This is a genomic window from Acidobacteriota bacterium, from assembly GCA_028874215.1.
Taxonomy (GTDB): Bacteria; Acidobacteriota; UBA6911; order RPQK01; family JAJDTT01; genus JAJDTT01.
In genome coordinates, this window is sequence record JAPPLF010000039.1 from 1 (window position 1) to 15,124 (window position 15,124).

Consider the following 15,124-nt stretch of genomic DNA (forward strand, 5'->3'; position numbering starts at 1 on the left):
CCCCCCCCCCCCGGGGGGGGGGGGGGGGGGGGGGGGGGGGGGCCCCCCCCCCCCCACTCCGGGGGGGTCGGGGGGAGAGGAAAGTCCCCTCCTATCCGGCCAGGATGGTTCGCTTTACCGGGTCGAAGACCATTCGTTCCCCGCTCCAGTAGGAATCGGTCGCCATGATGCAGGCGATGGAATGACCGTAGCCGGCCTCGACGGGACAATACAGCCGCTTTGAATCTCGACTGCGGACGGCGTCCAGCCAGTTGGCCATGTGGTCGGTCTCTCCGGGGTCCCCTTCAACCGGAACCTTGTCCGCCACTTTGCCGTCGGCCTTCACCCCTTTGCCGGTGAAATGCCAGTCGTCGTCACGGTGGGAAATGGCCTCGCCCTTGAAACTTCCCAGGGTCCCGTGGACCCGGGTGCCGCTGCCGTACCCGTTGATCCAGTTGGTGGAGTAGACGGTCAGGAACTTCCGGTCACCCTTCTTGTACTCCAGGGTGATCTCCTGAGTGTCCGGATTCTCCCGGTAGTCCTTCCACTGGTAGATCCCGCCATGGGCCACGACGGTCGAGGGGTAGGTAACACCCGTGAGCATGTGCGCCAAGTCGATGCCGTGGCTCATCCACTGGTCGATGATGCCGCTGGAAAAGTCCTTGAAGAGCCGGAAACAGCGAAAGATCCGGGGGTCGAAGGGCCGGTGGGGGCGTCCCATGAGCCAGGTGTTCCAGTCCAGATCGCTCTCCTTGGCCATCAGGATGTCCTTTTCCTTCCGGGCCCAACGATACGGACTGTATTTGCTCCAATGGAAATCGGCCTTGACCACGTCGCCGATGAACCCTTCGGCAATCATGCGGCTGGCCTGGCGATACTTGGGATTGGCACGTCTCTGGGTCCCGATCTGGACGATGGTGTCGGATTGGCGCACCGCGTCCAGGGCCGCGTTGGCCTCCTCCAGCACGTTGGCCATGGGTTTTTCGCAGTAGGCGTCCTTGCCCGCGTCGGCGGCCAACTTCAGGATCTGAGCGTGGGCGTGGTCGGGGGTGGCGATGATCAGGGCGTCCACCTCGGCATCGGCCAGAATCTCTTCGTGATGGCGGTAGGCCTTGGGGGCGTAGCCCTGCTCGGCCTTTGCCAACTCCACCGCGTTTTCGCGGCGGTAGCTCCAGAGGTCGCAGACGGCGACGAGCCGGGCGTTGAACCGCCGGTTCATCTGAAAGAACCGCTTCAGTCGTCCGGTGCCGCGCCCTCCCGGCCCCACGATTCCCAGGTTGAGTCGATTGTTGACGTTGCGGGCGCTGACGATGCCGGGAAAGCCGGCCAGGGCCAGACCCGCTCCGGCTCCGGCCGAACGGGTCAGAAAGGAACGGCGGTGAATGGATGCTTGGCTCATGACTGGCGACTCCTCAATGGACAAATCCGGTCAGCGGCCGGACCGGACGGCGGACGTGACTGCCGAAACTTGAAAAGTATTGATACGGAAGATGTTACAGGAGGGTTCCGGTTCGGCGCAAGAGCCATGGAGGCGATCTGGAGGGGCGATTTGGAGGGGCGATTTCCAATCGCCCATTCCTTTCTTGGCCCGTTCCCTTCTTGGCCCGGCGCTGCTCTGGAGTTCGGCGACTGGAAATCGCCGTTCCTGGCGGCGTGATTCGATCCGAACCAGAGTGTATCAATGTCATCCATCACTCCTCCTAATCGATGTCCGGCCTGCTATCGCCAATCAACATTCAAATCCAGGGGTTCCGCACCCGCCTTGGTCCATTCGGCGTGGCTGCTCCTGGGTGGACCTTACGCCGGAGCGATGATCACCCTCGAGATCGGCAAGAGCTACGGGGCGCCGCCGTTCCCTCACACCGACGGACGGCATCTGGTTCCTGGCCTACCGGACCGAAAACGGACCGGAAAGGGGATGTCTCGGCGACTCAGTCCGCTCCAGTCAACCGCAGCCACTTTCCTTCGTGGAAGTAGTGCACCGTGGAGGCCTTTTCAAGAAAGGCATTGTCGATACCTTGATGATCGATCGGCGGTGGCTTCCGTCCTCCGTAGGCGTGGTAGACGGACAGGATGAAATCAGCCCCGGCCGGGCTCAACCAGCGCGAATAGGCGATCTTTCCGCACCCGATACCTTGTAAATAACTCCGGTCCGGGGCCGAAGCGAGTTTGGCCCGAACTCGCCCGTTTTCATCGATCACAATGATGGCTGATGTTCGATTGCGAGAGCAGAGCGCGGCCCACAGCGTCTGGCCGGCTTCCATGAATTCGCCTGAGACGACGTTATGCGGCCGGTCGCTGCCTCGGGGTGGAGGGAGCGAGCAGCCGTGATCGTTCTTGCCCACTGCGTTGCCCCAGGCCTGAGGGATCGAGCAACCCAGGTCGGAAAGTCCCTTCCGGATCGCCGCCGGAACCTTTTCGAATGCCGCGGGAGCCAGGCGCACGATCTCCTCTTCCGCGACGCTCCAGCGATCCTGGGTGTGAACCGAGGCACTCGTCGCGCCGAACAACAGCACGAGCACCAAGCCACGAGACACTTCCGCCATCACACCTCGATGTTCTTGATCGCCTTGCCGATTCCACCTTCTCTCAGAGGAAAGCCAAGCCCCTTGCCTCCTGCAGACTCCCACTAGTCCCCTTTGCGAGAGTCCAGGCCCAAGGGCCGGCCCGGGTCGGAATAGGAACGTACCAAGCCATGCTCCCGCCTGATCGACTCCTCCTTGCTACGCAGGAATCGGACTCGTCCCAGATATTTTTTCGCCGTCGCGGGATCGGCTGCAGACAGCGCCTTTCGGGACATGGAGAGGTGATGGGTATCCACGAGCCAGATCACCCCCCAAATTGTGCCCCACATAGCAACGCTGAGTCCCTGCGAATAGATGAGCTTCGGGCCGAAATGGTGGATCATATAGCTTGCCAACACCACGCCCCCCACAGATCCGCAGACCATGATCGCGCCAATGACGACCAGGGCCTTGAGGCTGACATGCTTCCAGTTCATTTCGGTTCTCAATGGGGGAATGTGAATAATGCATAGCGCATGTGGACCGAGAGTGTCAATCAGCCCATCCGGACACGAGGACCCGGGCGAAAAAATCGGCCGGTTGGAATCCCTGGATCCGGATCTCGAGGCCTATCCCGGCCCTCGATCTCAACCCGCGCACGATGTTTCACTTCCGTGGCGTTATACTGCCAGCGATTCAGATGCAGAGGAGGTAGTCAGTGAAAGCCATATCCTTGTTCCTTTCGGTCCTCTTGGTCTCACATACCAGCTTGCAGGCCGGTCCCCTCCCGGCACAGAAAACGGTTCACCTGGTATCGATCGAGGAGTTGCGGGACCAGGTCGCGGCACAAACGGCCGAACGCGCCGGCAACATTCGCGAAGTCCAGACGCTGCTCCGTGACCAGGGGGTTCAAGATCACGTGGGGCACCTTTTCGACCTGGAGAAAGTCGCGGTTGCAGTCCCCACGCTGGACAACGAGACATTGGCCGAGCTGGCCCGGCAAAGCAGGCAGGTGAACGAACAGGCTAGGGCCGGCGGCATGGGAATGATCCTGGTGCTCTTGATTGCTGTTGTCATTGTCATAGTCCTTGCGATCATGTTGGTGAACAAGGCAGAGGATGTGGCCGAAACTGTGCTCGGCTGACGTCTTTTTCCGCCATGGGCACGCTTGACTGACCAAGCAGGCCCGTGGCCACAAGGACGCGGAACGAGTACGGCAAGAGAATTTTCGGCTGCTCGTCGCGCCGGGTCCCGGCGCAATCGCTCAGCGTCCCGCGAAGACGGAACTGAGCGATCGATACTGGCGCCGGTAGCGAGGGACCCCGTCCAGCCGGACGATCAAGTCAGGTCACCCTCCCTGCGTCTTGACTCCCATCTCCCGCTCCGACTCTAATGGCCAGCATGGCACGCCTGTTCATCGTCATCTCTTCGCTACTTTTTTCGTTGAGCCCTCTGTGGGCGCGCGTCGTCCGGGTGGAGATCCACGAACGGAATCCGATCCTGGATGGCGAGCCCTATCCCCTGGTAGGTCCCTACGAAATAATCACGGGACGGGTGCACTTCGCCGTCGATCCCGAAGTGGGACCCAATCGGATCATCACCGACATCGGGAAGGCGCCCCGGAACGAGCAGGGCGAGGTTGAGTTCTCCTCCGATCTGGCGCTGCTGAAACCGGTCCAGGTGGAGCGAGGGAACGGCGCCATTTTCTACGAGGTCTCCAACCGGGGCGGGAAGGCCCTGGTGGCACACTTCAACCTGGCCCGGTACAGCCCGACACCCAAGACCCGCGAGGAGTTCGGAGACGGCTTCCTCATGCGGCAGGGCTTCACTCTGCTGTGGCTGGGATGGCAACTGGACCCGCCCCACCGGTCGGGGAACATTCGCGTCTACCCGGCCGTCGCCCGGGACCCGGACCGTCCCATCACCGGCCTGGTGCGATGCGACTTCGTGGTCAAGACCCGCGCCGACCACCACATTCTCTCGGACCGCAGCCACATTCCGTACCCCGTGTCCGATCCCGACGCCCCCGAGAACTCCATGACGGTCCGGGATGAAGTCGAGGGTGAGCGCCAGCCCGTTCCCAGGAACCGCTGGCGGTTCGCCCGAATGGAGGGGGGACAGGCGGTGCCCGACCCGACTCATGTCGTTCTGGAAGGGGGATTCGAGCCCGGCCGGATTTACGAAGTGGTCTACCGGGGCCAGGATCCTCCCCTGGTGGGACTGGGCCCGACGGCCGTGCGAGACATGATCTCCCACCTCAAGTACGAAGGCGATCCGGACCTGTCCATTCCACGGACCGCCCTGAACCGCGCCCTGGGGTACGGGAGTTCGCAGAGCGGGCGCTTCCTGCGGACCTTCCTCTACCAGGGTTTCAACGCGGACGAACAGAACCGGCGGGTCTTCGACGGACTCATACCGCACGTGGCGGGGGCCGGTCGGGGCAGCTTCAACCACCGGTTCGCCCAGCCGTCGCGGGACGCCCAGCCCTTCTCCAACTTCTTCTATCCCACCGACATCTTTCCCTTCACCGGCAGGGCCCAGACCGACCCGGTGACGGGGAAGACCGACGGACTTCTGATCCACTTCGCCCGGCCCGAGCTTTGCCCCAAGATCTTCTACACCAACTCCTCCTACGAATATTGGGGCCGCGCCTCTTCCCTGATTCACACCACCGTGGACGGAACCCGGGACGTGGAGTTCATGGACCAGGTTCGCCACTATCATTTTACGGGCAGCCAGCATGGCGTGGGACCCTTCCCTCCTTCCCGATCCAGGGGGCAGCAACTGGACAATCCGCTGGATTTCCGCTGGGCGATGCGCGCCCTGCTCCTGGCCCTGGATCGGTGGGTGGCCGACGGAGCGACTCCGCCGCCGAGCCGGTATCCCCGCTTGGACGAGGCCACTCTGGTCCCGTTTCCCGAGTTCGAGTTTCCCCGGTTGCCGGGCATCCGGGTGCCCACCAGAATCCACCGTGCCTACCGGGTGGATTACGGCCCCCGGTTTCGTTCGGAGGGCATTGTGAGCTTCCAGCCGCCGCGAGTCGGCGCTCCCTTTCCGATCCTGGTGCCCAAGGTCGACGCCGACGGGAACGAGCTGGCGGGGATCCGCCTTCCGGAAGTGGCGGTCCCCCTGGCCACGTATGCGGGGTGGAACCTCTTCGGCCCCGGCCAGGGTCCGCCGACGGAAATCTGCAGCTTCCGCGGCTCCTACATTCCTTTCGCCCGGAGCAAGGAAGAGCGTCTCGAAGCGGGTGACCCCCGGCTCTCCATCGGGGAGAGATACGAGAGCCGTGACGAGTACCTGGGCCGGGTCACCGAAGTTGCCCTTGAACTCATGGATCAGGGATACCTGCTGTCACAGGATGTTCCCCTGGTCGTCAAGGGAGCCGCTGCCCGCTGGGACTATCTGATGCGCTGAGGACTCGATCCTCCCGATCTTCGCTAACAGCCTCAGAGAAGCTCCGGCCTCTTCCTATGATCGGCCTGGCGATCGGCGGCACCGGTTTCGCTTGGCCCGTCACCACGCCCTGCCTCCGTAAACGAGCCGGACGTGCTTCCACAGAACGGCCGTCAAACTCGATCGGCGTCACTTCCGCCACCGGCCGGCCCCGATCGGTGATGGTCAGGATGCGCCCTTCGCGTACCCAACCGAGATCAGTTCCCAACCGTGCCTTGAACTCCCGGACCCCAACGACGAGTGGTTCACCCATGTAATCTTTGTGACTACAATTGCCCGGAAAAGCAGGAAGACGTCACTCCCTTTCGTTAGCCTGCACTGCCCGTTTACGGAGGATTTCCGATGCGCCGACTCGGCATTTTGTTCTTCCTGGCCATCTCTACGCCGGTGCGCTCCGAGACCCGGATCACACTGGACGATCCCATGCCTCCGCCGGCGTGGGCTCTGGCGCAGCGTGCTCTCCTCGAAGCCAATGCCGAAGAAGCCCAACGGCTCGCCGACAGGTACATGGACGAGCGGGGCTGGCTGGCCATCACGCCCAACTGGGGCGGGATGGACGGGGCCGACGACGTCATGGAGAGGTTCCGGCACTGGCCGCTGCTCTACATCCTGGGGGGATCCGAATCGGTCCTCGCCACCTACAAGAAGATCTGGGAGGGGCACCTGGAGCAGTTCACCGAGGCTCGGGAGCCGCTGGTGGAGGCGACCCGGGATGGGATGTACTACCGGGAGTTCTGTCCTTCCTTCGACTGGGAGCACATCGGCGAAGGCATGGCCGGCTGGTACTGGTACGGGATGGCGCGCCCCAAGGATCCCCAGTACCTGATTCGCGCCCGGCGGTTCAGCGCCTTCTACATGGACGAGGACCCGTCGGCTCCCAACTACGATCCGGAGCGCAAGATCATCCGGAGCCTCTTCAACGGCAGCCAGGGGCCCCTGCTGGGAGTACCCACCGAGGCCCACTGGGCCGGACCTCCCCGGCCCCGGCACGACTCCCGACCGGGCCGGCCCCGAAGGACCCTCCGGTTCTCCCGCCAAGGCTACATGGTGGACCTGAGCGGCGACCATCCTCTGAACCTGATGGCCACGCACTTGGCCATGACGGCCTACATGCTCACCCACGAGAAGAAGTACCGGAACTGGATCCTGGAGTACGTGGATGCCTGGAAGGAAAGGGCCCGGGCCAACGGCGGCAACATTCCCACCAATATCGGCCTGGACGGACAAATCGGGGGCCAGTGGGACGGAAAGTGGTACGGGGGAGTCTATGGTTGGAACTTTCGTCCCCGTTTCGACGAGTTCACGCCCGATCGCGAGGGGCAACCCAATCCGGGAAACAACATGTTCATTCGGGGATCGCGCATCGGCTTCGGCATCGCCCTGCTATTGACGGGAGATCGCGAATACCCGGCCGTCATCAGGCGCCAGATGGACAACCTGTATGCGGCCGGCCGGGAGGAGAACGGACGGATTCTCATTCCTCACAAGCACGGAGACGACGGCTGGTACGGATACACCGAAAACGTCTACCTGGAAGAGCAGGTCGATCTCTATCTCTGGTCTCTGGACAAACCTGTCGATCCGGTCCAGCGCGGGCGGGTCTCGGCCCACCCCTGGATCCGCTACCTGGAGGGTCGGTACGACAGCTACCCGCTGGAGGCGCTGCAACAGGATTTCGCCGTCATCGGCCTTCAGATGAAACGTCTGAGAGAGGACGGAGCGACTCGAGACACCCGGTCCTCAACCGGTTTTGCCCGAACCGTCGCCGTCACCTCGCTGCTGCACCTGATGATGGGAGCCAACTACCCGGGGGGATCGGGGAATGCGCTCCATGCGCAGGTGCGGTATTTCGATCCGGACCGCCGGCGGCCCGGCCTGCCGCCCGGCGTGGGAGCACTGGTGGAAAAGCTCGGGCCAGGGTCCGTCACCTTGACGCTGGTCAACGTGAGCCCCGTACACGCACGGGAAGTGGTGGTTCAAACCGGCGGCTACGCCGAGCACCAATGCCTCTCGGTGAACCACAGGGGCCGGGCGACCCCGGTGAACGACTCCCATTTCCGGGTCCGGCTGAAGCCGGGGAGCGGCGGACGACTTGTTTTGTCTCTGGATCGTTACTCCCAGAGTCCCACGCTGGCGTTTCCCTGGGATCGCTGATCGCTTCTGTGCGCGGGACGACGGGCCGGGGAACCGGTGCGGTTTCGAGCCAGTCCTTCAGGGCCGACGGTCATCCTCTCCCATCGGTCTGAGCTTTCAGGAAAAACTCGGCGTCACCCGTTGATCGCGATAGGGAAGTGAATTGACGCCGGGCCGTCGCTGACATACGGTCATCAGATAATTCGTCGAGGATCAAAACCATGAAGAAGTTCTGGGAAAGACTGCCGGCTCTGGCCGGTTTCGGAACTCTGCTTGCCTTCCTGTCCCTATTGTTCGTGGCCTCAATCGGAGGGTTTCCTGACGGTCGGAAAATTCCGTTAGCCGGCAGCGTCCTCAACGATCGCGGCTGTTACGTGCCCGGCTGTCACTTTGCTTCCGGCAGCACGTTGAACGAGGCCGGTTCCGTCTCCTTCAATAATCTGCCCGATAGTTTCGTTCCTGGCGAAACTTACGACTTGGGGATCACGATCACTGGAGGCACGACGTACGGGTTCCAGGTGGCAGCTGTTTTCTCCGATGGCACGCAGGCGGGCGCCCTTACGGCCGTCACCGAAGACACCACCGTGGTCGACGGGGCGGGGCCGCAGATACTGACTCATACCAACAACCTGGATGCCGGGATGGTCGACTTTCAGTGGACGGCGCCGATGGATCCGAAAGAGACAAGCGTGACATTGAGGGTGGCGTCCAATTCCGCCGACGGTAACGACAGGCCGACGGGAGATGCGATCAACACTCTCGATGTCTCAATTCCCACCGACAGCGAGATCAATGTCCCGAGTCCCGTCGAGTTGACCGAAAGGCTCCATTTCGCGCAATTCGCCAATGGGGCCGGGATTGTCAGCCAGATCTCTCTTCTGAATGGTATTGGGGAAGCTGTCAACGCGAAGCTGGAACTACGGGGCGGCGATGGGGCTCCCCTGAATGTGGTTCTGAACGGGGAGATGGTTTCGGGAGAAACCGAGGTCTTCAGTATTGCAGGCGGTGGAGGCGCAGTTTACGCAAGCGACGGCCAGGGGCCGGTCGTTGCAGGATCTTTGACTGTTCATTCCGACGGGCCGCTGAGCGGCGTTGTCTTGTTCGAGGGCGCAACTCTGGGTGTGGCCGGGGTCGGCAATAGTGAGCCGCTGGCCGGGTTTCGAGCGCCTGCGGAAAACCGTACCGGTGACAAGTTCATCAGAACGGGTGTGGCTGTGATGAATCTGGACGCCGAGGAAAAGACCCTTCAAGTGAGGCTCGTCGACCTGGATGGCGCTGAGACAGGAACGGGAACAGTGGCCACAGATCCGTTGTCTGGAAATGGACACATGGCCCGCTTCATCGAGGAGTTCAATTGGGACGATCCTGTCCCCGACTTGACAGATTTCCAGGGTGTTCTGGAGGTCGTTCCGTCACATGGCCAGGTGGCGGCTACAGTCCTGCGTATAAGTTCCGGAAATAATATGGCAAGCCTTCCCGTTGCACCGATGCAATGACAACGTGTTCGCGAGTCCTTCATACGAGCGGGGGACTTACCCTGAAGGTTCCGCGGAGGGTCGTCTCGATCGCCCTCGCAACGACGCTTCTGCCGGCCACCCTCGACTTGGCCGCCGCATGGCCGGCAAGTGCCGAACAATCCTGGAATCTTACGTCCGGGAATGTGCGGGTCCGCTGCCGCTTCACCGTCGGCGGCAGCTTCGACGCCGCCACGTCGGCGATTTCCGGAACCTTGCGGCAAACCGGGCCCGAAGCGTCCTATGCGGGCACGCTCCGGGTCGATCTCGTCCCCCTCGACACCGGCATCGAACTGCGCAACAACCACCTGCGGGAGACCTATCTGGAGGTGGCCCGCGGTGAGCGGTTCCGGCACGCCGCCCTGACCGGCATCGAACTGGCTGTCCCGCTCCCGCCGGACGCCGCCCGCCACAAGACGCCGTTCTCGGGAACGTTGTCGCTGCACGGAGTCGAAAGGGCCATCGCGGGCAAGGCGGAACTGAGCCGGCGCGACGGGCGGCTTCACGTGCAGGCGGCGTTCTCGTTGAGCCTGAAGGTATTCGACATCCCCCCTCCCCGCTATCTGGGCGTCGGTGTGCGCGACGAGGTCGGAATCCTCGTCACCTTCGACGCGGTCAGCGGCAACTCTCCCGCCGGTGGACCCCAATGATCCGTACGGCAACGTTGCGCCGAAGCTTGGGTACGGGTCTCGCAGCCGCCGCTCTCCTCGGCGGTTGGGGCATGACGCCTGCATCCGCCGAACCGATTTTTCTCTCCAAGCAGTACCCGCGATGCACGGCCTGCCACTACTCGGCATCGGGCGGTGGGTTGCTCACGCCTTACGGGCGGTCGCTGTCGCGGGAGGAGATCTCGACTTTCGGCCGGCGCCCAGCGGCCGGCGCGGCATCCCCGGGAGGGACCCGAAGCGAGGAATCCTTCCTGTACGGCGCCATTGGGAGCGACTCCCCCCTGCAACTCGGCCTCGACCTCCGGCCCTCGCACGTGAGCGTCACGGTGCCCGGCATCGCCATCGACGACCGCAATTTTCTGATGAACCTCGATCTGCAGGCCGCCTGGCAGCGAAACCGATGGACAGCCTACGGGAGCGTTGGTCGAAAGCCCGTAAGGGGCGGTGAGTTCGTCTCCTACGAACATTGGGTGGCCTACCAGGTCAGCGATGCGCTGAGCGTGCGGGGAGGGCGCTTCCTGCCGGCCTACGGCGTTCGGTTCGCGGATCACACCTCATTTACACGCGAGGGGCCGGGCCTCGCGCAGGACGATCAGGTCTACGGGGTCGAGGTGGGGGTGTCGCTCGATCGATCGCTGCTGCAAATGTCGGTCGGTCCGGGCCGCGCCGATTCCCTCATCGACGGCAAGGGCCGGGCAGCATTCACCGTGAGCGGCCGGTACCAGTTCGACCTCACCCCGCGCACCGTCGTCGCGGGGTCGCTGCTGTACCGCGGCGCGACGGATTTCAGCCCCCGAAGCACGCACACCGGCGTGTCCTTCGGATACGCCCCGGTGCGCTGGCTGGTCACCTGGACCCACGCCGACCGCCGGCTCCAAAGTCTGGCCCGGAGCGATCGGGCGTACATAGTCGCCAACCAGACGTCGGTGGAAGCGTTCCGGGGGATCTGGCTGAGAGTGTCGCCGCAGGTGCGCTGGACCGACCAGGACCCTTGGGGTGAAGTGCGCCGCATGGTGTACGGCCTGGACTTCTATCCGCGGACCCACTGGCACGTGAGCCTGTCGTACTACCGGGACCACTTCCGGTTCGGCGACCTGCACACGAAAACGCTTCTGGCACAGCTCCACCTCTATCTGTAACTTGTTGATAGTCATATTGTTGATCTAGTATTTGACCATGATCAAGGCAAACATCGCGCAAGCGAAAGCCCGTCTCTCAGAGTACCTCCAGAGCGTCGAACGGGGTGAGACGGTGGTCCTGTGTCGACGCAATGTGCCCATTGCCGAGATCCGACCCCTTCCAAAGCTGCCCATGAAGAAACGTCCGATCGGTACCGATCCGGGCCTGAAGGTGCCTGACAGTTTCTTCGAGCCGCTTCCTGAGGACATCCTCCGGGCTTTCGGAAGTGGTGGCGAGTCGTAGTGAGAGGTCGACACCTGCACTTTCCTCTGGTTGGCGGGTAACGATCCTCGTCTTACGGCCCGGGTTCGTGCTGCTTTCGTGAATCCGGCGAACGCCGTCTACCTCAGCTCGCTCTCTGTGTGGGAAATCGCCATCAAGCATCGACTGGGGCGGCTGCCGCTACCCGAATCGCCCGGACGCTACGTGGTCAACCAACGGGAGCAACTGCAGATTGAATCGTTGGCCTTCGACGAAGCCTGCGCGGCACATGACACTCAGCTACCCCCGTATCATTCCGACCCGTTCGACCGGGGTCTGGTGTCACAGGCGATCCTCCACGGGATGACCATCGTGACGCCTGATCCGATAATTACCCGCTATCCCGCACCCACACTCTGGTGAATTGGACGGACTGCCATGAATCAGTCCACCACACTCTTCCCTGACGTTCCCATGGGACCGCTGATCGATGGGAATGGTGGGGCATCGCGGCGGCGGAGTTGCCTCCGGCTAGCGAAGTCCCGTCAGGGCCGAGTCCTGGCTTCTCCCATCAGCGACGCCAGCAGTTCCATGGAGGAGACCGCCTGTCGATCCGTGAAGTGATCGATCTGATGCCGGCAGGAGAAACCGGGCGCCACCACCTCGGTGCCGGAGGCGGCTTCTCTGAGAGCTGGAAAGAGGCGCAGTTCTCCCACCGCGCGGGACACCTCGTAGTGCTTGCTCTCGTATCCGAACATCCCGGCCATGCCGCAGCAGCCGCTGTCCAAAGGTGTGACCTGAACTCCCGGGATTTTCGACAGTAGCCCGACGGCCGCCTCCATTCCCACCAGAGCCTTTTGATGGCAGTGGCCATGGAGCAGAATCTGTTGGGATTCTGAAGCTCCGTTGCCCAACAGCCTGCCGACCTCCGGTTCCGGCAGACCCTCCAGCGCCTGACCGCACCATTCCTCGAAGGTTCGGGCCGCCCGGGCCACGGCTCGAGCCCGTTCCCGCATGGATTCGGACACCAGGTGCGGATGGTCGTCGCAGACGGCCGAATAACAACTGGGCTCGCAGAAGACGATCGGGATCCCCCGCCGCGCCAGGGGGATCAGGGTCCGGGTGGTGGCTTCGGCCTGCCGCGCCGCCTGCCGCAGGAATCCCTTGGAGATGAGGGGCCGCCCGCAACAGACCCGGGCCGGCACCACGACCCGGGCTCCCAGGCGGCGGGCCACCCGCACCGCGGCCACTCCATGCTGCGGCTCGAAGTAGTTGGTGAAGGTGTCGGCGAATATGGCCACGTCACCCTGGTCCGCGCCCCCAGAGACTCCATTCCGGCGGGTCCACCAGTCCAGAAAGGTCCGGCCGGCGAATTCGGGAAGCCGGCGCCGGCGGTCCAGTCCCAACAGCTTCTCGTTCAACCAGCGGCTCACGGAGGCGGCCGAGAGCCAATTGGACAGCGGCGCCAGACGGCTTCCCAGGCGCGCCAGCAGATCCATGCGGGAGGCGACGCGAGCCCCGAGGGGAGCGCCGTGGCGGGCGTGGTAGTGGTGCAGAAACTCGCTCTTGAGCCGGGCCATGTCCACGCCGGTGGGACACTCGGTCTTGCAGGCCTTGCACTCCAGGCAGAGGTCCAGGACCGGATACAGGTCCTTGTCGGCCAACCCGTCGGGACCCAATTGACCCGAGATGGCCAGCCGCAGAGCGTTGGCCCGGCCGCGGGTGACGTCCACCTCGTCCCGGGTGGCCCGGTAGGAGGGGCACATGGTGGCTCGCAGGCTCTGCCGGCAGGCGCCGACCCCGCTGCACTGCTCGGCGGCCCGTGAAATGCCTCCGTAGTCGGAGAAGTCGAAGACGGTCTCCACCTCGTGCGTCGTGTATTGAGTCCCGAACTTGAGGTTCTCGGTGATGGGCGGCGCGTCCACGATCTTGCCCGGATTGAAGACGCCGGTGGGGTCGAAGGCCTCCTTGAGCCGGCGGAAGGCCTGGTACAGGACCGGGCCGTACATCTTCTCCTGAAACGGGCTCCGGACCAGGCCGTCGCCATGCTCGGCGGAAAGGGCGCCGCCGTACCTCAGGACCAGGTCCGCGACTTCGTTGGCAATGCGGGCGAACTTCTCCACTCCGTCCGCGGTCTTGAGATCCACGACGGGCCGGACATGAAGCAGGCCGACCGAGGCGTGGGCGTAGAAACCCGCCCGGGTCTGGTGGCGCTCCAACACCTCCATGAAGCGCCGGATGTACTCCTTGAGGTTCTCCGGCGCCACCGCCGTGTCCTCCACGAAGGAATGGGCCTTGGCGTCTCCCCGTTGCGACATGGACAGGCCGAGCCCCGCCTTGCGCAACCGCCAGATGCGGGCCTGGGCATCCGGCTCCAGCGCCCGGTGAAAGTGGCTGCCCATTTGCCGGCTCGCCAGGTCCGCTTCCAGGCGGTCGACCCGGCCGGCGAGCTCTTCCACCGTGTCCCCCGTGAACTCCACCAGCAGGACCCCTCCGGGGTCTCCCTGGATGAAGTCGCGCAGCGGTTCATAATCAGTCTTGCCCTTGGTGGTATCCAGGATGAAGCGGTCCAGGAGCTCCACCGCCGACGGGCCGTGCTCCAGAATGGGCGAAACGGCGTCCAGGGAGTCCAGGACCCCATCGAACTGGACCGAGCAGAGCACCCGCTGCTTGGGAAGGGGGACCAGGCGCAGCTTGGCCGCCGCGGCCAGTCCCAGCGTCCCCTCCGATCCCACCATGATTCGCGAGAGGTTGAAGGACTCGGCCGTCGGGACGAAGTCGTCCAGGTTGTAGCCGCCGACCCGGCGCAGAATCTTGGGATAGCGCCGGTCGATCTCGTCAGCGTGGCGGCGCGCCAGGTACCGCACCATCCGGTAGCAGTGACCCTCCAGGTCCCCGCTCCGGCAGCGGGCGTCCAGGTCTTCCTTCGCCACGGGTGCGAAGTGGACCACGCTCCCGTCCGAGAGCACCACGTCCAGCTCCAGGACGTAGTCGATGGTCTTGCCGTAGACCACGGACCGGGTCCCGGCCGAGTTGTTGGCCATGGCGCCTCCCACCGTGGCGCGGTTTGCGGTGGAGAGGTCCAACGGCAGGACCAGTCCGTGGGGTTTGAGGGCGAGGTTCAACTCGTCCAGGACGATCCCCGGCTCCACCACCACGGTTCGGCCCTCCACGTCCAGGGCCAGGATCCGGTTCATGTACTTGGAGAAATCCAGTTGGAGACCGCTGCCGATGGCTTGGCCGGCCTGGGAGGTCCCTCCGCCGCGGGCGGTGATGGGGACGCCGTAGCGGCGGCAGGTGCGGACGGTCCGGATCACGTCCTCAACGCACCGGGGGACGACCACTCCCCGGGGCATGATCTGGTAGATGCTGGCGTCGGTGGAGTAGATGGCCCTGGAGATCCGGTCGAAGCGGACCTCCCCCCGGAGGGCGGAGCGGAGGGTCGATTCGAGGGTCTTGCTCAGGGATTCGGATTCCATGCCTTGGGGGC

At 63.8% G+C, this 15,124-nt stretch carries 11 protein-coding genes and 1 pseudogene; 8 read left to right on the forward strand and 4 right to left on the reverse strand.

Annotation, left to right across the window (positions count from 1 at the left end; translation table 11 throughout):
• Nucleotides 1-91 precede the first annotated feature (91 nt).
• The 3 genes from OXT71_06970 to OXT71_06980 form a co-directional block, all read right to left on the reverse strand.
• Nucleotides 92-1,378 carry a Gfo/Idh/MocA family oxidoreductase gene (locus tag OXT71_06970; GenBank protein MDE2926123.1) on the reverse strand — a complete coding sequence of 429 codons (1,287 nt, stop codon included), beginning with the start codon at nucleotides 1,376-1,378 and terminating at the stop codon, nucleotides 92-94.
• 532 nt (nucleotides 1,379-1,910) lie between these two features.
• Entirely contained in the window at nucleotides 1,911-2,504 is a 594-nt protein-coding gene (locus tag OXT71_06975; GenBank protein MDE2926124.1) for a hypothetical protein, read from the reverse strand.
• A 104-nt stretch (nucleotides 2,505-2,608) separates the two neighbouring features.
• Entirely contained in the window at nucleotides 2,609-2,980 is a 372-nt protein-coding gene (locus OXT71_06980; GenBank protein MDE2926125.1) for a hypothetical protein, read from the reverse strand.
• 221 nt (nucleotides 2,981-3,201) lie between these two features.
• Here OXT71_06980 and OXT71_06985 point away from each other — a divergent pair, with 221 nt between their 5' ends.
• From OXT71_06985 to OXT71_07020, 8 genes and pseudogenes are all read left to right on the forward strand, one after another.
• Nucleotides 3,202-3,627 carry a hypothetical protein gene (locus OXT71_06985; GenBank protein MDE2926126.1) on the forward strand — a complete coding sequence of 142 codons (426 nt, stop codon included), beginning with the start codon at nucleotides 3,202-3,204 and terminating at the stop codon, nucleotides 3,625-3,627.
• Nucleotides 3,628-3,884: 257 nt separating this feature from the next.
• Nucleotides 3,885-5,900, forward strand: coding sequence for an alpha/beta hydrolase domain-containing protein (locus tag OXT71_06990; protein ID MDE2926127.1), 2,016 nt, complete (start codon nucleotides 3,885-3,887; stop codon nucleotides 5,898-5,900).
• Between the two features lie 381 nt (nucleotides 5,901-6,281).
• The gene (locus tag OXT71_06995) at nucleotides 6,282-8,093 is read left to right on the forward strand and encodes a hypothetical protein (GenBank protein ID MDE2926128.1); all 1,812 of its coding nucleotides are present in this window, start codon (nucleotides 6,282-6,284) and stop codon (nucleotides 8,091-8,093) included.
• Between the two features lie 200 nt (nucleotides 8,094-8,293).
• The gene (locus tag OXT71_07000) at nucleotides 8,294-9,568 is read left to right on the forward strand and encodes a hypothetical protein (GenBank protein MDE2926129.1); all 1,275 of its coding nucleotides are present in this window, start codon (nucleotides 8,294-8,296) and stop codon (nucleotides 9,566-9,568) included.
• A 164-nt stretch (nucleotides 9,569-9,732) separates the two neighbouring features.
• On the forward strand, nucleotides 9,733-10,236 hold the full coding sequence (locus OXT71_07005; GenBank protein MDE2926130.1) for a YceI family protein: 504 nt from the start codon (nucleotides 9,733-9,735) through the stop codon (nucleotides 10,234-10,236).
• Nucleotides 10,233-11,393 (forward strand): hypothetical protein, encoded by a 1,161-nt coding sequence (locus tag OXT71_07010; GenBank protein MDE2926131.1) that lies wholly within the window; start codon nucleotides 10,233-10,235, stop codon nucleotides 11,391-11,393. Before OXT71_07005 ends, OXT71_07010 begins: the two co-directional genes overlap by 4 nt.
• A gap of 37 nt (nucleotides 11,394-11,430) precedes the next feature.
• Nucleotides 11,431-11,676 (forward strand): type II toxin-antitoxin system prevent-host-death family antitoxin, encoded by a 246-nt coding sequence (locus OXT71_07015; protein ID MDE2926132.1) that lies wholly within the window; start codon nucleotides 11,431-11,433, stop codon nucleotides 11,674-11,676.
• Nucleotides 11,677-11,694: 18 nt separating this feature from the next.
• Nucleotides 11,695-12,057, forward strand: a pseudogene (locus tag OXT71_07020) (type II toxin-antitoxin system VapC family toxin).
• A gap of 122 nt (nucleotides 12,058-12,179) precedes the next feature.
• Here the strand turns inward: OXT71_07020 and OXT71_07025 are convergent.
• Complete coding sequence (locus OXT71_07025; GenBank protein ID MDE2926133.1) at nucleotides 12,180-15,113, reverse strand: FAD-binding protein; 2,934 nt, start codon at nucleotides 15,111-15,113, stop codon at nucleotides 12,180-12,182.
• Nucleotides 15,114-15,124: the final 11 nt, after the last annotated feature.